This window comes from Emticicia fontis (assembly GCF_054779675.1).
The window spans coordinates 61,274-82,307 of record NZ_BAAGXU010000011.1; the positions used below are offsets into that span (position 1 = coordinate 61,274).

Below are 21,034 nucleotides of genomic sequence, written 5' to 3' on the forward strand. Positions count from 1 at the left end.
CTTGCTGCTTCTTAAATCAAAAAAATTATAATGAAACTATTAAAAATATCGGCCCTTGTTTTGCCTCTGCTAATATCGGCCTCTTGTAGTAAAGATTTTATTGACAGACCTTCGCTTTCGGGTACCACCACCGGAAACTATTATAATAATGCAGCCGAAGTAAGAGCTGCTACAAGTACGCTTTATAGTGGCTTACCTTGGCGTAACTATGAAAGTAGAGCACAGGATGCGATTGGAGATGTGATGTCGGGCAATATGTTTTCTTATACTGATATTGAGTACCTGAACTTCTCACTATCATCTGCTTCTGAGCGTGTGGGTGCAGCCTGGGGTGCATTTTACAAGATTATTGGTTATTCAAACGTAATGATTAAAACCTTTGAAGAGAAAAAGGCAGCCGGTGGCGGAGCAGAATACCTTGATCCGGCCATTGCTGAATGTCACTTCATCAGAGGAACGCTGTATTTCTACATTGCCCGTACATGGGGAGATGCTCCGATTATTACTGATCCGGGTGCAACTGCCTTGTCAGGTAACTTTAATATCCCTAGATATTTCCAGAAAGATGTACTTCGTTTTGCCTTAGAGGAGTTACAACTGGCTGAAGCTAAATTGCCGGAATCGGATGAGCCTGGTCGATTGACCAAATACTCAGCCAAAGGGATGATGGCTAAATTGTATTTATATAATAAAGATTATACAAATGCTAAAGCCAAAGCTCAGGAAGTAATCAACTCGGGTAAATATCAATTAGTGAGCGATTACAATGGTATGTTTACCAAAGCAAGCATGAATAATAATGCTGAAAGCCTTTTCTCGATTCAACACCAGTTTGCGGTAGATCCTTGGGGAACAGGAAATATCAAAAATCCGGATCGTGGCCCAAGTAACCTAAGAACAGCAGAAGCAGATGCATGGGAAATGTATATGCCGTCTTTAGATTTATTAAATGAATATGAATTTGGTGATTTACGCAGAAAATGGTCGGTAATGGAGCACGGCTGGACAAACCCAACGTGGAAACCACAACGCGCCAATCAGCCTAAGTACAATGCGTTTATGGCCAATGGCTATAAATATGATACACTGCAACCGGCAGAAGACGGTGGTAATAAAAATGCCGTAAGAGCTAATATTGCCAAATATTTTGCTGGCCCTGGTAAGTCTTATGGTGGTGAACCAGTTTTGGGACAAAACTCAGGCAACAACGTTGTTTTACTTCGTTATGCTGATGTATTGCTGATTTATGCAGAAGCCACCTTAGGCGCTAATGCTTCTACAACCGATGCCTCTGCTTTGCAAGCACTGAATGCTGTAAGAGCGCGTGCCGGATTAACTGCAAGAACCTCTTTTACACTTGATCAGATTTTGCATGAACGCCGCGTAGAGTTTGCTTTTGAAGGTGATTACTGGTATGACATTCAACGTCAGGGATACGCCAAAGCAAAGGCAATCATTGAAAAACAAAACAGAGGTTCGCTTGATGGAGGCCCTAATTACATTACGACTTTTACAGAAAACAGAATGTTTGTACCTATTCCTGCAGGTGAAATTATCCAGGATCCAGAGTTAGGCAAACCAGCAGTACCTTATTATAAATAATTATTAATGATACGACTAATGAAAAGATATTCATTTAAAAATATACTCTCTCTCCTATCCTTTGCAGTGATTCTGGGCTTCTCGGTAAGTTCATGTACAAAGGATACCGATGGAAGACCACAAATTGGCCCTGGTGACCCTAAGTCTGCGGGAATTAAACCTGACTCTGCTGCGGGTGGTACTGTGCTTACTTTGACAGGTACAGGTTTAGGTGATATGCGTTCGATTGTTTTTGAGAAGAATAACGTTCCGGCTGGTTTTCAGCCAACTCTGAACACAGGTGAAGCGCTTATTTTCCGTGTACCGGAAGACGCTGCAGGTGGCACTCAGAACATTATTTTTACAAATAGTGCAGGTGCCAAATTAAGTGTTCCATTTAAGGTATTAGCATTCCCTTCGGTGTCAACTATATCAAACTATAACTTCACAAAAGATAGTGAGATTACTATTGAAGGCAATAACCTTGATGATGTAATTTCAGTTACTTTGACAGGTACTACAGATAAAGCAACGGTAGTTTCGAAAACCAAGAAACAATTGGTAATCAAGATGCCAGCTTCGAATGTAAACAGTGCTACACTGGATATTGTAAACGGAACAGGCTTATTTAAAACTACTCAGGAGTTTGTGAATCTTGATAAAGCTCTGCAAATATTCACTGAAGGCTATGGCGAAGGTTTTGCAGATGGTTCATGGGGTGATGCTGGTGCGGTTTCAACTGCTCAATTCAAATCCGGACTTAAATCGGTAGGTAAAAACTATCAGAAAGGTAACTGGCACTTGATTAACTTTACGAACTGGTGGCCAACTGTTCCTTATTCAGCCGATTATAAATATCTTTCGGTATGGATTAAAGGTGCTTCAGAAGATTATTCGCTATACATTACTACCGATGCCAGCAAAGCCGGATTTGGTAATTATGTTGATTCGAATAAGCTGAATGTAAAAGCTGGTGTATGGAATTACTTCAAAGTAAAACTATCAGATATAGATTTCTGGACAGCAGGTAAGAGCCTACAGCAATTAGGTTTCAGAATCCAGGGACCTGATAAACAAGATGAAGTTTTCTATTTTGATGATGTGATTCTTGTGAAATAATTGAGTGATTGGTGAGTTAGTGATTGAGTGATTAGTTTTCGTTTTTACACAATAATTGAAAAATTAATCACTCAATCACACATTCACTCAATCGCTAAATCTATCTGCATCTAACCACTAAAAACCTATGAAAACCACTACACTTTTCCTTTTATCATTTCTGATATCTGTCATGAGCTTTGGACAGGTAGATAAAAAAGCCACGAAAGAAACTAAAAATCTTTATAAAAATTTATTAGCCAACCAGAAGCAGGGAGTCATGTTTGGGCATCAGGATGATCTGGCCTATGGCCTAAATGCTGATGGTACCAGATGGATTGAGCAAGAGGGGCGCTCAGATGTAAAAACAGTTTCAGGAGAATATCCGGCTGTATTGGGTTGGGACTTAGGAAAAATAGAATTTGATAGTACACGAGATCTTGACAAAGTGCCTTTTGCCAAGATGAGACAATATATAAGAGATACTTATGAGCGGGGAGGTGTAAATACCTTTAGCTGGCATTTGAATAATCCTGTCGACCCTAAGAAAACAAGTTGGGATAAAGTTGATTCAACCATTAAACAGACTTTTAATAATCCGGTATATCTGAAAAGATATGAAGGTTGGCTGGATAATGTAGCTGATTTTATTAAAAGTCTGAAGGCTAAAAATGGTGAACTGATACCTGTTATTTTCCGCCCGTTTCATGAGCATACAGGCTCTTGGTTCTGGTGGGGAGCCGGGCATTGTACACCCGAAGAATATAAAAAAATGTGGCGTTTTACGGTTGATTATTTAATCAAAAAGAAAAACCTACATAATATATTGATTGCTTACTCCACAGACAGATTCAATTCAAAAGAGCATTATTTAGAACGTTATCCCGGCAATGATTATGTGGATATGGTTGGCTTTGATTTGTATCACAGAGAAGCTCCAGCGAGTAACGAAAAATTTAAGAAAGATTTCCAACGCATGGTGAATACTTTAGAAGAAATGGCTACTGAATATAATAAACCTTGTGCAGTAACCGAAATGGGGCTCGAACAGGTTACTGAGGCTGACTGGTGGACTAATATTGTATTACCCGTAGTAAAAGATACTAAGCTTTCCTACTTTCTGGTTTGGAGAAATGGCTATGACCGCCATTATTATGCTCCATACGAAGGGCAGAAAAGTGTCCCTGATTTTTTAAAAATGGTACAATCGGGTGAGGTTTTATTGGAAAAAGGCGCTAAAAAGAAAAATCTATACAAAGACATTAAAGAGTAAACCCGCTAACAAAACACCTAATCTGCATTCTTTTTATGAAAATACATCTCCTGGATGGAATTGTAATACTCGTATATCTTCTCATTGTCTCGTCAATAGGTTTTATTATGCGAGAGCGGGCCAAAAGAAGTAAGAATGAATATATGTTGGGTGGCAATTCGCTTCCCTGGTGGATGTTGGGTATTTCGAATGCTTCGGGAATGTTTGATATATCAGGGACACTCTGGATGGTTTCCATTATGTTTATTTATGGCGTAAAAAGCCTCTGGTTGCCCTGGTTATGGCCTGTATTCAATCAGGTTTTTATGTTTGCTTATTTGTCAATCTGGTTGCGTCGCTCAAATGCTTCTACCGGAGCCGAATGGATGCTTACCCGATTCGGAACAGGGTCGGATGCCATGCGTTCACATAAAATTATTGTGGCATTTGCCCTATTAAGTTGTCTGGGTTTTATGGCTTATGGGTTTATCGGTTTAGGGAAATTTATCGAAATCTTTATTCCGATTGAGGCTATTCAAGCATATCTGCCATTTACGGTTCCTGCCTCGTTTACAGCGCATTTCTATGGCATTATTTTTACATTATTTGCAGTTCTATACTCTATCATGGGCGGAATGTCAAGCATTGTATGGGCAGATGTAGTGCAATATTCTTTAATGGCATTAGGATCAATGAGCATTGCCATTATTGCGATGACTGAATTATGTGGACATACCTTACCAGTACCTGAGGGCTGGTCTGGTTTATCATTTGGCTGGAATCTGGGCATTGATTGGAGTAATATCTTACCCGAAGTAAATACCAAAATAAAAGAAGATAAGTTTGACCCTTTCGGCGTTTTTTTCTCATTAATGACAGCCAAGGGCATTTTAGCAAGTTTGGCAGGACCGGCTCCCAATTATGATATGCAGAAGATTCTTTCAACGAAGTCTCCAAGAGAGGCTGCATTGATGAATATGTTTGTCAATATTGTGTTGCTTCCTACCCGCTACCTCATGATAATCAGCTTTACCGTTTTAGGATTATTATATTATAAAGACCTGAATATTGAAACAGCTGCCGGAAGCCTGGACTTTGAACGAATTCTTCCGGCTGCAATTCTAAAATTTGCCCCGGCAGGATTAATGGGGCTATTTCTGGTAGAATTGATGGCGGCTTTCATTGGAACATTTGCAGGCACACTCAATGCAGCGCAGGCGTATATGGTAAATGATATTTACCTCAAATCAATCAAACCAGATGCTACCAATAAACAGATTAGTCAGATGAATTATATCTCAGGCATTGTGATGGTGACTATCAGTATTGTGTTAGGCATTTTTGCAAAAGATGTTAATAGTATTCTTCAATGGATCGTTGGTGCTTTATATGGGGGTTATATTGCGGCCAATGTTTTAAAATGGCATTGGTGGAGATTTAATGGTAATGGTTTTTTCTGGGGTATGTTTGCTGGAATTCTCTCAGCAATGGTATTGCCCACTATTTTCTCAACCACTCTCCCACTCTATTATTTTCCTTTGATTTTACTGCTATCAGTAATCGGATGTGTGGCAGGTTCATTAATGACCCCCATCACAAATATGGAAGTTTTGAAAAGTTTCTACAAGAATGTTCGTCCATGGGGCTTCTGGGGACCTGTATTAAATGAGGTATTGAAAGATGACCCTTCTTTTGAGCAAAATAAAGATTTTGGTAGAGATATGCTCAATGTGGTAATCGGTACAATTGCTCAGACGGCTGTTACAGCCTTGCCGGTTTTCATTGTATTGCTCAAGCCGCAACAAAGCATTGTTTCGGCAATAGTCTTGCTTATGTGTATTCTGATATTGTATAAAACCTGGTATCGGAAACTTCCGACTGATTAGTATTCTGCCAATCCTATTCATGATACTTACCCAAAACAAAACTTATAAAATGACCTATTTTGAAAAAAGACTTTCTCTGCTCCAACAAACGCATCAAGCGCTTATTGAGCAGCCGAATGAAAAAATTGAATCAGGTAATGGTATTTATGATCGTTATCAGAATCCTGTGTTGACCGCTGCTCATACGCCACTATTCTGGCGCTATGACTTAAATAAAGATACCAATCCCTATCTGATGGAAAGATTTGGTATTAATGCTACTTTCAATGCCGGGGCGATTAAATGTAAGGGAAAATATCTTTTAGCCGTGAGAGTAGAAGGCTTGGACCGCAAATCGTTCTTTGCCATTGCAGAAAGCCCGAATGGTATTGATAATTTTAAGTTCTGGGATTATCCGATTAATATGCCTGAAACTGATATTCCTGATGGGAATGTTTATGATATTCGTCTGGTGGCTCATGAAGACGGTTGGATATATGGTTTGTTCTGTACTGAGCGCAAAGACACAAATGCAAAAAAAGGTGATGAATCATCGGCCATAGCCCAGTGTGGCATTGCACGAACAAAAGACTTTAAAACCTGGGAGCGTTTGCCTGATTTAAAAACACCCTCACCACAACAAAGAAATGTGGTATTACACCCTGAATTTGTCAATGGTAAATATGCACTTTATACGCGTCCGCAAGATGGTTTTATTGAAGCCGGAACAGGCGGTGGAATAGGATTAGGCTTTACGGATTCAATGGAAAATGCAATTATAGAAAAAGAATATATTGTTGATGAGAAGCGCTATCATACGGTTTATGAAGTAAAAAATGGTCAGGGGCCGGCTCCTATAAAAACTCCGCAGGGTTGGTTACACTTAGCGCATGGCGTTAGGAATACCGCTGCTGGTCTACGTTATGTATTATATATGTTTATGACCGATTTGAATGATCTGACAAAAGTTATTCATAAACCAGCTGGCTATTTTATTGCTCCTGATGGCGCAGAACGTGTGGGAGATGTGTCGAATGTAGCATTTTCGAATGGCTGGATTCTGGACAATGATGGGACTGTATTTATTTACTATGCTTCATCAGACACGCGTATGCATGTGGCCACAAGTTGTGTTGATAAACTATTAGACTATTGCATGAATACACCCGAAGACGGTTTCCGCTCGGCTACCTCGGTTGGGAATCTGAATAGTATCATAGAAAAAAATCTAAGCCATCAAGAGACAAGAAGCTTGATAAATGTCTAAATTTTAAGCTCGAATACTTTAGTAAAGTTCTCCACCAAACAATATTCTATAAAATTACATATATCGAACCCTTTACCTGTTAAATCTCTTTTCAAAAATGGATTTGAAAACATTTCGTAGCGAAGCTGAGAAAGAATTAGACAATATTCTGAATTATTGGATAAACCATAGCATCGATAAAGAACATGGAGGTTTCTATGGAAAAATCACTGCTGATGATCAGATTATCAAAGATGCAGACAAAGGTCTGGTTTTAAATAGCCGCATCTTGTGGACTTTCTCTGCTGCTTATATTCATCAACCAAAACCTGTTTATAAAGAAACCGCCAGGCGTGCGTACGATTATCTTTTAGAACATTTCTGGGATAAGAAAAATAGTGGCGGTTATTGGTCAGTTGATTATCAGGGAAATCCCAAAGAAACGTATAAGCAAATTTATGGGCAGGGTTTTATGCTCTATGGTTTTTCAGAGTATTACAGGGCATTTCATGACAAACATGCTTTGGATAAAGCCATTGAACTATTCCAGATTCTGGAACACGTTGCCTTTGACCCAAAGCACGGGGGGTATTATGAGGTGACTTCGGCCGACTGGAAAATCATGCAGGACAAGGTGATTACGCAGGGAAAAGAAGACCAGAAAAAATCGATGAATACGCACTTGCATATCATTGAGCCATTTACAAATTTGTATAGAGTCTGGAAAAACGACCATCTGGCCAAGCAAATCAAAGGTTTATTAAAGGATTTTACAGAACATATTGTTGATAAACAAACCCATACCCAACATCTGTTTTTTGCAGATGATTGGGCCGTGAAATCAGATATCGTTTCATTCGGGCACGATATTGAGGCATCGTGGTTATTGGTAGAAGCAGCAGAAGTTTTAGGAGATAAAAAGCTATTGCCGGAAATCAAGAAACTAGCCGTTCAAATTGCCAGGGCTTCTGAAAAAGGTTTAGATACTGATGGAGGAATGTTTAACGAGCAGGATGCCCATCACCTGAATAAAGAAAAACACTGGTGGGTACAGGCAGAAGCAATGGTAGGTTTTCTGAATGCCTATGAAATTTCTAAACAAAAAGAGTTTTTAGACTATTCGCTGGCAAGTTGGGATTTCATCAAGAAATCATTGATTACGCCAAGTGGTGAGTGGTATTGGGGTTTAGATGGCAATAATCAACCTATGAAAAAGCAGGACAAAGCAGGTTTCTGGAAATGCCCTTATCATAATGCCCGTGCCTGTATGGAAGTTATCAGAAGATTATCGTAAGTTTTGTCTAAAATGTAATAATTTTAAATCTTAAAATTATTCAACCTCCTTTAATCGACCTCTCTATGAAACGATGTTTATCGGTTATGCTGCTATTGGCTTTGCATTCAGCAGCATTCGCACAATTAAAACTAGCCCGTCTGTTTTCAGACCACGTCGTGCTTCAACGACAAAAACCTATTCCGGTATGGGGTTGGGCTGCTCCTAATGAAAATGTCAAAGTAACATTAAATAATCTGACCCAATCTGCCAAAGCCGATGCTTCGGGCAAGTGGATCGTTAAATTCTCAGCTATGGAGGCAGGCGGGCCTTATCAATTGACTGCCTCGGCCAAATCCGGTAATATGACGGTCAATGATATTCTGATTGGGGAAGTCTGGTTATGCTCTGGTCAATCTAATATGGAATGGCGGGTAGCACAGGCCAACAATTATATTCAGGAAAAGCAGAATGCTGATTATCCTAAAATCAGACATTTCTTTGTAGACCATGAAGTGATGATGACACCCCAGGCTGATTTAAAATCAGGTGAGTGGAAAGTCTGTTCTTCTGAAACTGTTGGCAATTTTACGGCTGTAGGTTTCTTCTTTGCCCGCGAATTATATCAAAAACTCAATATTCCTGTTGGTTTGCTTCATTCATCCTGGGGTGGATCGCAAATTGAAGGCTGGATTAGCAAGGAAGCGATGCTAACCGATGATGAGTTAAAATCTTATGCGCAAAGCTTGCCAGACAATTGGGCTGATGCCGATAAGATTCATGATGCAAAAACAAGAAAGAGTTTATTGGGTAGCGAAAGTATTAACCTATCAGCAGAAGATGAAAAGAAATATTTTGAGGCCAATTATGATTTCTCCAAATGGCTTAGTGCCGGCAATCCACTAGGCCAATGGGACTGGAAAGGCGTGTGGATGTTCCGCGGGAATGGATACATGGCTCGCACAATCGATATGCCTGCTGATATGGCAAATAAAGAGACAACTTTAGGTCTAGGTATTCAGGATGCTAAAAACGAGATTTATATTAATGGGAAATTGGTTTATGAAGGCACTGAGAAAGGAACCCGAAAAATCAGTATTCCGGCTAATACCTGGAGGGTAGGTAATAACCAGTTAATGATAAAATTTGGCGGTATGGTTAATCCTTCGTGGTATGGGTTAGGATTAATGGGTGTAGCAGATGATTTATACGTAAGTGCCGGAGCTGATAAAATCAGCCTTGCGAATGGGTGGAAAATAATGCCTTCGTTTGCTGATAAGCATGAGTACGTACATTCAAGTAATAATCTGGGCACAACCATTTACAATTCAATGATTGCCCCGTTGGTGCCTTTTGCCATCAGAGGTGCACTTTGGTATCAAGGGGAAAGTAACGCCGGAAGAGCTTATCAATACAGAAAGAGTTTTCCATTAATGATCAAAGATTGGCGTAACCAGTGGAAAGATGATTTTTCTTTCTACTTCGTTCAATTGTCAAGCTATGGAGATTACCAGAATAGTAATCAGGGTAGTAATTGGGGAGAATTAAGAGAGGCTCAAACCATGACTTTAAGTTTACCTAAAACGGGCATGGCCGTAACCACTGATGTTGGTAATCCAAAAGATATTCATCCTACTAATAAACAGGATGTTGGACACCGTTTGGCTGTAAATGCGCTAAAATCCGACTATGGACAGGATGTTTTACCATCTGGGCCAATGTATGAATCAGTTAAGTTTGAGGACGGCAAAGCGATTATTTCCTTCAAATACACAGGCAAAGGATTAATGGCTAAAGACAAATTTGGCTACCTGAAAGGTTTTGAAATTGCCGGAGATGATAAGGCATTCTACTATGCCAAAGCTGATATTGTAGGTGATAAAGTAGTGGTTTATCATCCAAAAGGTATCAAACCTATTGCTGTAAGATACGGCTGGGCCGACGCACCAGACGATATTAATTTATATAATTCAGATGGTTTACCTGCCAGCCCGTTCCGCACGGATGATTGGAAAGGCTTGACAGTTGGAAAGAAATTTGAATAGTTATAACAAAAGATTTTATGAGTTACGAAGCAAATCCTGATAGATACGAACAAATGACTTACCGCAGATGCGGTAAAAGTGGTATTAAACTACCTGCTATTTCTTTGGGTCTCTGGCATAATTTCGGAGGGGTTGATGTCTTCGAAAATTATCGTGCTATTTTACACACGGCCTTCGATAATGGCATTACTCATTTTGATTTAGCCAATAATTATGGCCCACCTCCTGGTTCGGCAGAAGAGAATTTTGGTGTGATTCTGAAAAAAGATTTTGCCCAATACCGCGATGAATTGATTATTTCTTCAAAAGCTGGTTATCTGATGTGGCCTGGGCCTTATGGCGAATGGGGTTCTAAAAAATATCTGGTGGCAAGTCTCGACCAAAGTCTGAAACGCATGGGGCTAGATTATGTAGACATTTTCTATCATCATCGTCCAGACCCTGATACGCCTTTAGAAGAAACGATGGCTGCATTGGATTTAATTGTACGACAAGGCAAGGCTTTATATGTGGGTATCTCAAACTATCAGGCAGAAGATGCTGCCAAAGCCATTGCGATTCTGAAACAATTAGGCACTCCTTGTTTGATTCATCAACCCAAATATTCTATGTTTGAGCGTTGGGTAGAAGGTGGCTTGATGGATGTTCTGGGTGAAAATGGCGTAGGTTGTATTCCTTTTTCTCCATTAGCACAAGGGCTATTAACTGATAAATATCTGAAAGGTATTCCGGTAGATTCAAGAGCTGCCAAAACGCATGGGCACTTGCAGGAAAATCAGGTAAGTGAAAGTGTAATTGCTAAAATCCTTCAATTGAATGATATAGCATTAAACAGAAACCAGACACTGGCACAAATGGCTCTGGCTTGGTTGCTGAAAGATTATAGAGTTACTTCGGTGCTGATTGGTGCCAGCCGGGTTTCTCAACTGGAAGATTCATTAAAATGTCTGGATAATCTGAATTTTACGCATGATGAACTTCAAAAGATAGAGAGTATATTAAAGGGTTAATAAGAATAAATTTCGAACATTTCATGCTATGCAGCTTTGCATAGCATGATTGATTTTCAAAGTCATGAAAAAACTATCCATACTATTTACACTATTAAGCCTGACAGCTTATGCTCAGGTCAGTATCAAAATAGACCCCACTAAAGAGGTGAAGCCTATTTCACCCTATCTCTATGGTAGAAATAATTCTTTTTCCTCCACTAATCCGAATGAGCAATTATCAGCGGAAGATTTAACCCGATTGCGTGATGCTGGCGTAAAATTCTTTCGGGAGAGTGGTGGCAATAATAGCACTAAATATAATTGGCGTAGGAAATTATCAAGCCACCCTGATTGGTATAATAATGTGTATACGAATGACTGGGATAATGTAGCGAAAAACCTCAAAAATAATTTTCCGAATGCACAGGGTATGTGGGCTTTTCAACTAATCGGCATGGCGGCCAAGACCAATCAGGCTAATTTTAATGATTGGGAGTATAATCGCTCAACCTGGTGGGAAGGAGTAAATCAGAATCTGGCAGGAAATGGCGTATTAAATCCCACTGGAACAAAAGCCAAAACTGATGGAGATCCGAATCTATATCTGGAAAAATGGACGGCTGATTCAACGACGGGGATTCTAGAACATTGGTTTGGGCCAAAAGGGCTTGGCTTAGATAAAAGCAAGATTATTTACTGGAATATGGACAATGAGGCGGAAATATGGAATGGTTCGCATGATGATGTGGTTCCTAAGCCTATTTCAGCCGAAGAGTTTATGCAGAAATATTTTGCCGTTGCAAAAAAAGCACGTGAGATATACCCTGAAATCAAATTAGTTGGCCCGGTAACAGCCAATGAATGGCAATGGTATAACTGGCCTACGACTATTAATCATGAAGGCAGAAATTACCCATGGCTGGAGTATTTTATTAAAAGAGTAGCGGAAGAACAAAAAGCAAGTGGAATAAAATTGCTTGACGTGTTCGATATACATTTTTACCCTCCTACCAAAGTTAATGATGAAATTGTGCAATTGCATCGGGTATTCTTTGATAGAAATTATGTTTATCCGGGTGCGAATGGAGTAAAAAATGTCAATGGTTCCTGGGATAATAGCCAAAATAAGGAGTATATTTTTGGAAGAATCAATGATTGGCTCATTAAATATATAGGTGCCAATCATGGTATTACTTTAGGGCTAACCGAAATGGGAATTGAAGGAGATAATGCCAATGTAACGGCAGTCTGGTATGCCTCAACCATTGGTGAGTTCATGAAAAATGGAATAGAAATATTTACTCCCTGGTATTGGAAACCGGGTATGTGGGAAACGCTTCATTTATTCAGCAAATACAATAAAACTAACTCAATCAAAGGAGAATCTTCTAATGAAACATTAGTTTCTGCTTATCCGAGTATCAATACGGCACAAGATTCTATTACAATTGTCTTAGTTAATAGGTCTGGTACCACAGCTCAGAATGTCAATCTGAGTTTCGATAATTTTGTTCTGAATAATCAGCAGATAAAAGCATTGAGTTTAAAATCTTTACCAACTACAGAAACATTCTTCTCGAATACTAAAAATGCTTTAACAGAAAGTAATCTGGTTATTGCTGATAATAAACTTACTGCCTCTCTCCTGCCCTTTTCTGTTACTTCTATTCAATTGTCAGGTAAAGTTGGAACATTTAGTATTTTAGGAAAAGAAATGGATGAAGATTTGTCTATCAAAGTTTTCCCTAATCCATCAAGTGATAAAATAACGATTGAATGGGAAACCGGAGCATTTGAAAAAATTGAACTGATTGACTTGCAAGGACGAAAAGTTTTTGAGAGTATTATTACTAAGGGGAGTAAGTCTATTGAAATTAATCACAGTCTGATAGAAAAGATGTATTTGGCAAGATTAACTCAAGGAGATCAGGTGGTAGTCAAGAAAATAGTAGTTCAGAAATAATTGTCATTTTGACAGTTATTTACTTTATTCGCATATCAAATATAAAATCAAGCAATCAAATGAAAGGAATATCACGTAGAAACTTTGTAAAAAATACGGCCCTTGCCGCGGGTGCGGCAGGTATTATTGGTACGGCCGAGGCTAAAACTGCCAAAGAATTATTTGTGCATCACGTATATTTTTATCTGAAAAACCCTAAAAGCGAAGCTGATAAGGCTAAATTATTGGAAGGCTTAGAAAAATTATCAAAAGTACCTACTATCCGAATGGTGCATATCGGCGTTCCGGCAAGCACAACGCGTAGCGTAATTGTTCGCGATTATTCAATATCATGGCTATGCTTCTTCGATAATTTAGAAGAGGAAGAAATCTATCAGACACACCCAATTCATTTGAAATTTGTTGAGGACTACTCACATTTATGGGAAAAAGTAAATGTCTATGATTCAGTAGGCCCAAAGAGATAATTAAACCAAAGCAAATTGCAATGGGTGAAGTTTCAATGACCCTACAAATCACCGCCACACTTTCTGATTAACAAAAGCAAGTGTGGCATTATTTTTAAACTCCATACTCACATGAACCAACTATTCAACCTTAAAAAATTAACACTTTTTCTATCAGCAATACTTTGTGTTCAGCAAGCATTTGCTCAGGCGGAAAATATCAGATTAAATCAGGCAGGCTTTTATCCGAAAGCACCTAAAATAGCTGTTTGGGTAGGTAATCAGGAAATTGACTTTGTAGTTCTGGCGGAGAATAAAAAAGATATAGTGTTCAAAGGGAAATTATCTGAGCAAAGAACCAATACTATTTCTCAAAAACACACACAAATCGTCGATTTTTCGGCCTTCCAGAAACCCGGCAGATATTATATTTCTATTGCCGATAAAGGTATCTCCTATCCTTTTGAGATTAAGAATGATATTCATAGAGAAGCCGCAAAAGCATCTTTAAAGGGATTTTACTATCAAAGAGTTTCAACAGATTTGCCTGAAAAATATGCTGGAAAATGGCATAGAGCAGCTGGGCATCCTGATAATAAAGTATTGATTCATCCCTCGGCTGTGAGCAAAGAACGTCCTGAGAATACTGTAATTTCTTCACCTAGAGGCTGGTATGATGCCGGGGATTATAATAAGTACATCGTCAATTCGGGTATTACAATGGCTACTTTATTTTCGTTGTACGAAGATTATCCTGAATACTGCAAAAGCTTTGAAATCAATATTCCGGAAAGCCAGAATGGTATCCCTGATATATTAGATGAATCGCTCTGGAATTTGAGATGGATGCTGACCATGCAAGACCCTAATGATGGTGGCGTTTATCATAAATTGACTAATCCTTCTTTTGATGGGATGGTCATGCCCGATAAAGCGGTCAAGCCCCGCTATGTAGTTCAGAAAAGCATTACAGCTACGCTTGATTTTGCTGCCGTTATGGCGCAGGCAAGCAGAATTTTCAGGGCTTATCAAAAACAATTGCCGGGTTTAGCTGATTCTTGCCTTACCTCGGCAAAAAAGGCTTGGGAATGGGCAAAGGCTAATCCAAAATCACTATATCAGCAAAATGAAAATAATAAACAATTTGACCCTGATGTAGTAACAGGAGAATACGGCGATAGAAATAGCGCTGACGAATGGATCTGGGCAGGTGCCGAATTGTGGATTAGCACAAAAGATAATGCTTACTCTTTTCAGACAGATTTATTTCCTGATAATAACCCTCAATTGCCAACCTGGAGTCAGGTTCGGATGCTTGGTTATTATAGTTTAATACGTTCCGAAAAAATTTTAACCCCCAGAGGTAAAGCTGCGTTGCCAGCTTTGAAAAAGATGATTATTAACTTTGCAGATATTCTTCTGAGTGGAGTTGACCAACAAGCTTATAATACTGTAATGGGCAAAACTGCCAGAGATTATATGTGGGGAAGTAGTTCTCATGCGGCCAATCAGGGAATTGCACTTTTACAGGCGTTTCAAATTACCTCTGACAAAAAGTATTTAAATGGTGCATTAAGCAATTTAGATTATTTGCTAGGCAGAAATGCGGTTGGGTATTCATTTTTAACCGGAATTGGGTCGAAGCAGGTTATGCATCCACATCATCGCCCGTCAGAAGCTGATGTCATTGTAGACCCTGTACCAGGTTTATTATCTGGCGGACCAAATCCGGGTCAGCAGGATAAATGTACCACTTATACAACCAAAATTGCTGACGAATCATTTACTGATGATGTTTGTTCGTATGCTTCTAATGAAATTGCTATTAACTGGAATGCTCCCATGGTATATCTGGCAGGAGCCATTGAGGCTTTGCAGAAGAAGTTCTGAGATTGTTAAAATTTAGCGATTGAGCGATTGAATGTTTATCTTGCAAAGAGTAGTATATTAGTCAGTACGTTGATCAAATTATTCAACCTTGAACCATCATGTCCTATGAAACCGTTTCTATTTCTGTTCTTTTTCTGCTATACAATCTTATGTGTAGGTCAGGATAATCTTAAACCTATCGAAGCAAAAATTTATCATTGGGCAGATGCTCCTGTCACCAAAAAAGAAAATATGGAGCAAAGGCCATTGGTTGAAGGGAACTCGGTTGCATTTAAGCATATCAAGATTCATGCGACTACTGTCTATCCTCACCAATCACCTCACCCAGGTCATCAACATGAAGAAGAAGAAATGATTATTGTTAAAGAAGGCGAATTAACTGTAACGATTGCCGGTAAAAAGCAAACGCTGGGAACAGGAAGTGTGGCTTTGATCAATTCCGGAGAAGAACATGGGTTTGAGAACAAAGGAAACACGAATGCTACTTATTATGTAATGCGTTATGAATCAAGAGAACCTAAAAATGTTGAACGAGGAAAACAAGCTGGTGGCTCTTTCATGATTAACTGGAAAGATGTAGCTTTTCAGGCACATGACAAGGGAGGTATCAGAAAATTTTTTGATAAACCTACTTCAATGGCCAATCGTTTTGAAATGCACGTCACAACCTTAAAAGAAGGAATGGAAAGCCACCCACCTCATACCCATAAGGCTGCTGAGATACTATTACCCATTGATAATATTGCAGAAGAGCATATTGCAGGTACCTGGATTAAGGCAGATATAGGCGATATTATCTTTTTAGAGTCTAACGTGCCACATGCCATTAGAAATATCAGTAAAGGTACTGTTACTTATTTTGCCTTTCAGTTTGAATAAAAAACAGAGCCTTTGGCAATGCCAAAGGCCTGTATGAAACAAATCTACTTTTAAGAGCATGTTTAAACATTATTATTCGACCTTCAAAATCATCTTTTTCAGCTATACTGCGTTACATTTTTTCGATTTAGGCGCCTGCTAAATCTGCAAAATGTGCCTTGTCTATCTGAAAAATCTGCACTTTTCGGTCAGAAAAATAATATTTAAACACGCTCATATCGGGTTAATTATTCAAAACCTAATTTTGTCTTTCCGGTTTTTACTTCCGGTGATGACATAAATAATTTCCAGAGTAATCCGGTACGATGGTTTTCAATCATACAGATAATCGGGCCCTGGTCGATTGCCAGAAATGAATCGGCAAACCAAATATTTGTCAGATTAAAGGCATCTGCAAAACCATAATTTTTCCAGATTTTATCTCCTAATTTATAATAGAAGAAACGCAAAGCCGCCATTGACTCTTTAGGTGTATAAGGCATGGCAGATAAAGCCGCCGTTGGGCTAATCACGCCTAAATCTTCGGTTGGTGAGTGTGCAGCATAACCTGTGTTGGTATCGCTGGCAGTTAAGCCCCAGCAATTGGCACTGTAGCCATTATATCCTTTCGGATTAGCCAGACAGTAGCCATAATTAACTTTGGTATGCGCCACATTTTGCTCCCAATAATTGGCATATTGATCTTTCAGATTACGAGGGTCTAAGCCTAAGAATGAATAATGTGAGAAAAATAATGGCCCGCCGTATTCAAAGCCCAGAGGTAATACGGTTCCATAATACGTTTTTCCGTTTTTCATTTTTCCGTTATCAGCCCAACCATTATCATATACTTCTTTAGAAATAGGATGTGTTGGCGAGGCTGCTGCTAAGAAATAAGTAATGAGACATTCGTTCCAGCCACGAATCTGGTGATTCATTTTCCAGGCAACAGTTGGCGACCAATGCCAGTATAATACTTTTTCACCACCTTTCGTAAACCAGTCCCATTCTACTGCTTCCCATAAATCATTAATATCTTTTCTCAATTTAGTTTCATCGGCGTTACCCAAATTGAAGTATTGACGAGTAGTCAATAATCCTTGTATCAGATAAGCTGTTTCAACTAAATCGGCACCATTATCATCAGGGCTAAAAGGAATCGTTTCACCGTTAGCTCCATTTAACCAGTGCGGAAATACTCCATGATAACTTTTAGTTTTATTTTTAAGAAAATCTGTGATTTTCAACATCCGGTCTAAACCCTCTTTGCGTGTAATAAAACCGCGCTCAATCGCTACAGGAATAGTCATGATACCAAACCCGGAACCACCAGAGGTAACGACATCGCCCGAAGTATTTCGTTCACGAGCTAGTCCAGAAACAGGATGCCCGAAATCCCAGAAATATTTAAAAGTCTGCTTTTGCACCAGAGTCAACAACTCCTCATCACTGATACGAGGGAATTTATCGGTCGTATCTACCTGGGTTGTTATGCCCACTCTGATAGAAGCGTTAAACGAGGTATTATTTTTTGAGACCAATTCCGGATTAACCGTTAAATTGTATTGGGTAATACTTTTTAAAGGCTGTTGCGGAACAATACTAACCGAACTGTCAAGGTTTGAAAATGAAAGGTTTAGTGGTACTTTAACTGATGAGTTTTTTTCCTGCAAAGTGATATTTGTCTGAGCGGATTCTTTGTTTAAAGGAGCGGAAAAGGAAATATCGACTTTGGGCAAAAGATTAAGGTTATTCATGTTCAACCCTGAGGATTGACTGCCGTTAATTGATACAGTTTTATAGAAAAACTGTTCGGGAGTAACAATGCCCTGAGTTTTGCATGAAAACAGGATTATCATTAAAATAATACCCAAATGGAAGATTTTCATGTTGTATTCTTTTAAAATAGTTAATAAAAAAGCACCCACCCACAAGGATAGGTGCTTTGAGTTGTATGCGTTAACAGCTAATGAATTATCTTCCGGCTGATTCTAGTTGATACAATGCACTGATGTCTGCATCTGAAAGAGCTTTGTTGAACACGCGGATTTCATCAATTTGGCCATTGAATAATGTTTGCCAAACTTGCGCAGGAGAATTAGGATATCCTGTAGTCGCATTAGCAAAACCACCGATCAAAACTGAATTAGTTGCCGGGAAAACTAATGAACCTAATTTGCCATCTTTTCTCACTCTGAAGTTTTTATTAGAAACTACTTCGCCATTGCCATAAATATCAATAGTTGAAGCCGATGCATCATATTTCACTACGATTTGAGTCCATTTACCTGATCCTTTTACAATTTTATAATCTGTTCCGATTACACCATAGTTATTCAGGTTATCATGCCCTTCTCTTGTTCCGCTAGAATATTGTCCTACTACACCTTTCAGTACCAGCGTGTCACTTGTTGGCTTGTAAGAAGCCGTCTCTAACATTACTTCAATCGGACCACCCCAGTCTTTTGCTGCTGTAGTAGTTTCGTTTAAAGCAAAAATACTTGAAGCTGATGTACCGTTGTTTTTAGTATTTACCCAAGCCGAAACTGTGAAACTTGCAAATCCATTCGCACTGTTTAATGCTGTAATGGTAGCAGGATAACGCATATAACCATTAGTCAGATTAGCTGCTTGTCCTTTAATACCAGTCGTAAATGAAGAATTCTCTACTTTTTCAGGAGCTATGCCTGATTTTGCCTCTTTGTTATCACCATTAAAACCCCAATACGCTACAAGGCTTGAAGAACCAACTTCATCAGCACTGTTGTATCCGCCAATCGGTGGCAAACTTGGAGTATCATCTTTTGAACATGATGCGAAAAAAATACCTGCAGTCAGCACGCCTGCCAAAACTCCCAATGAAATTTTACTCGTCTTCATAAATAAAAAAATTTGTTAAAATGTGTAAATAATTGTAGGTTGAGTTGGAGCCAACTCGCATCGGCTCCATTTGGTTTCTAGTATCCGTTGTTTTGTGTAAGTTTTCCTCCGCTTAAAGCAATCTGTAAGGCCGGAATCGGTAATAATTCATTTACTCCAGCTTTGAAGTTTTTGTTGGCCACCGATAATACCTGAGCTGCTCTGCCTGTGCGTACCAAATCAAAGAATCGGTCGTGCTCCATTGCTAATTCAATGTGGCGTTCCTGCCAAACAGCCTCTCTTACCTGTGTTTGTGAGCCTACTGTCAAGGGCTTTAATCCGGCACGTTGGCGCAATCTGTTTAAATTTACTATTGATTCGGCTGATTTGCCTAATTCGTTGGCGGCTTCCGCATTAATCAATAATACCTCGGCATATCGCAACAAGTGAAGATTTTTTTGTTTTTTGTCACGATTACCCAACCAGCTTTCTACGTTTTTGTTTTCTGAATGGTAAGCCTTATAGTTATAGCGTAGATTCTGCACCGAATCAGCACTTGGAATACGGAAGCCATCAAATAGCTTTGTCCCGATATGCTTGCCACTATTATCGATGAAAATAATGGTAGAATTCATGCGTAAATCACCTGGTTCATAGGCACTTACAAGACTTGGAGTAGGGCCACCAAAACCCCAGCCCAGGTCTGTCCAGCCACCTAAACCGCCCACGCGTGGCCCCTGGCACATTGAATAATTGCTGATACCAAAATCAGAATTATTAAATTGGCCTGTCTGTACTTCAAAAACATCTTCTCTGCTATTATCGCCTGCCTGACGCCAGATTGTTGAGTAATCAGGCAATAAATCATATTGACCTGAATTCATTACTTCTTTAGACAAATCATAGGCTTTCTGCCATTGTTTGCGATACATATAGACCTTGGCAAGCATCGCTTGTGCAGTTCCTTTAGAAATTCTGCCTGCACCAGTCTGACTTTTTAATGGCAGATTATCCGCACTAAACTGTAAATCGTCGATAATCAATTGATAAATTTCATCAACACTTGCTCTTGTCTGGAAAACAGGATCGTTGTTTGCATCAGTAGCGTCTTTTGGTACCCGGGTGATTTTTGGTACAGCGCCAAACCATCTGACCAGATTGAAATAATAATATCCACGAATAAATCTTACTTCACCACTCAGACTCTTCTTAATAGCATCAGTCTGATTAGAACTTTCTATAATTGTCAAGGCATTGTTTACCTTCGCAATTCCGTTATAATGACCACTCCAAAGCGCTTGCACGAAAGAATTAGTTGCAGTAACTGTAAAGTCGTCCAAAACCCCTGCCGTCTGTTGTTGATCAATGGCTGTACTGCCTTTTTCAGCGTCATCTGACATAATATTGGTCGCCGATACAAAGGCGAAACCATGTACATCTCCTTCTGCACCAAATGACTCACCTGTCAAAAGGCTATTGTATACCCCTACCACCAGATTCTGAACCAGATTTGGGTCTGTGTCTGCTGTTGGTTTTCCCTGAAGCGGCACATCCAGGAAATCACTGCTACAAGACGTAGTCCAGAACAGGCCGACCAAACCAAGACTTATTTTTATTATATGTTTTTTCATCGATTTCATTCTTTAGTAAAATCCGTTTTTTGAAA

At 39.2% G+C, this 21,034-nt stretch carries 15 protein-coding genes; 12 read left to right on the forward strand and 3 right to left on the reverse strand.

What is annotated here, in order from left to right; genetic code table 11:
• Positions 1-30 precede the first annotated feature (30 nt).
• The 12 genes from ACYVFA_RS06730 (at position 31) to ACYVFA_RS06785 (ending at position 16,530) form a co-directional block, all read left to right on the forward strand.
• Positions 31-1,602, forward strand: coding sequence for a RagB/SusD family nutrient uptake outer membrane protein (locus ACYVFA_RS06730; protein WP_460471045.1), 1,572 nt, complete (start codon positions 31-33; stop codon positions 1,600-1,602).
• Between the two features lie 18 nt (positions 1,603-1,620).
• Entirely contained in the window at positions 1,621-2,700 is a 1,080-nt protein-coding gene (locus ACYVFA_RS06735; RefSeq protein ID WP_460471046.1) for an IPT/TIG domain-containing protein, read from the forward strand.
• Between the two features lie 127 nt (positions 2,701-2,827).
• Entirely contained in the window at positions 2,828-3,952 is a 1,125-nt protein-coding gene (locus ACYVFA_RS06740) for a glycoside hydrolase family 26 protein (RefSeq protein WP_460471047.1), read from the forward strand.
• A 35-nt stretch (positions 3,953-3,987) separates the two neighbouring features.
• Positions 3,988-5,817, forward strand: coding sequence for a sodium:solute symporter family protein (locus ACYVFA_RS06745; protein ID WP_460471048.1), 1,830 nt, complete (start codon positions 3,988-3,990; stop codon positions 5,815-5,817).
• A 49-nt stretch (positions 5,818-5,866) separates the two neighbouring features.
• On the forward strand, positions 5,867-7,063 hold the full coding sequence (locus ACYVFA_RS06750; RefSeq protein WP_460471049.1) for a glycoside hydrolase family 130 protein: 1,197 nt from the start codon (positions 5,867-5,869) through the stop codon (positions 7,061-7,063).
• 97 nt (positions 7,064-7,160) lie between these two features.
• Positions 7,161-8,336, forward strand: a complete 1,176-nt coding sequence (locus tag ACYVFA_RS06755; RefSeq protein WP_460471050.1) for an AGE family epimerase/isomerase — start codon at positions 7,161-7,163, stop codon at positions 8,334-8,336.
• Positions 8,337-8,401: 65 nt separating this feature from the next.
• Positions 8,402-10,360, forward strand: coding sequence for a sialate O-acetylesterase (locus ACYVFA_RS06760; protein ID WP_460471051.1), 1,959 nt, complete (start codon positions 8,402-8,404; stop codon positions 10,358-10,360).
• A gap of 17 nt (positions 10,361-10,377) precedes the next feature.
• Positions 10,378-11,370 carry an aldo-keto reductase family protein gene (gene mgrA / locus ACYVFA_RS06765; RefSeq protein WP_460471052.1) on the forward strand — a complete coding sequence of 331 codons (993 nt, stop codon included), beginning with the start codon at positions 10,378-10,380 and terminating at the stop codon, positions 11,368-11,370.
• Positions 11,371-11,434: 64 nt separating this feature from the next.
• The gene (locus ACYVFA_RS06770) at positions 11,435-13,315 is read left to right on the forward strand and encodes a glycoside hydrolase family 44 protein (protein WP_460471053.1); all 1,881 of its coding nucleotides are present in this window, start codon (positions 11,435-11,437) and stop codon (positions 13,313-13,315) included.
• Between the two features lie 59 nt (positions 13,316-13,374).
• Positions 13,375-13,782 (forward strand): Dabb family protein, encoded by a 408-nt coding sequence (locus tag ACYVFA_RS06775; protein WP_460471054.1) that lies wholly within the window; start codon positions 13,375-13,377, stop codon positions 13,780-13,782.
• Between the two features lie 111 nt (positions 13,783-13,893).
• The gene (locus ACYVFA_RS06780; protein WP_460471055.1) at positions 13,894-15,651 is read left to right on the forward strand and encodes a glycoside hydrolase family 9 protein; all 1,758 of its coding nucleotides are present in this window, start codon (positions 13,894-13,896) and stop codon (positions 15,649-15,651) included.
• Positions 15,652-15,756: 105 nt separating this feature from the next.
• Positions 15,757-16,530 carry a cupin domain-containing protein gene (locus ACYVFA_RS06785; RefSeq protein WP_460471056.1) on the forward strand — a complete coding sequence of 258 codons (774 nt, stop codon included), beginning with the start codon at positions 15,757-15,759 and terminating at the stop codon, positions 16,528-16,530.
• Between the two features lie 227 nt (positions 16,531-16,757).
• Here the strand turns inward: ACYVFA_RS06785 and ACYVFA_RS06790 are convergent, their stop codons facing one another.
• The 3 genes from ACYVFA_RS06790 to ACYVFA_RS06800 all read right to left on the reverse strand — a co-directional run bounded on the left by ACYVFA_RS06790 (position 16,758) and on the right by ACYVFA_RS06800 (position 20,999).
• Positions 16,758-18,398, reverse strand: coding sequence for a glucoamylase family protein (locus ACYVFA_RS06790; protein ID WP_460471057.1), 1,641 nt, complete (start codon positions 18,396-18,398; stop codon positions 16,758-16,760).
• Between the two features lie 85 nt (positions 18,399-18,483).
• Positions 18,484-19,389, reverse strand: a complete 906-nt coding sequence (locus ACYVFA_RS06795) for a LamG-like jellyroll fold domain-containing protein (protein ID WP_460471058.1) — start codon at positions 19,387-19,389, stop codon at positions 18,484-18,486.
• Positions 19,390-19,466: 77 nt separating this feature from the next.
• A complete protein-coding gene (locus tag ACYVFA_RS06800) occupies positions 19,467-20,999 on the reverse strand; it encodes a RagB/SusD family nutrient uptake outer membrane protein (protein ID WP_460471059.1) in 1,533 nt (510 codons plus the stop codon).
• Positions 21,000-21,034 lie beyond the last annotated feature (35 nt).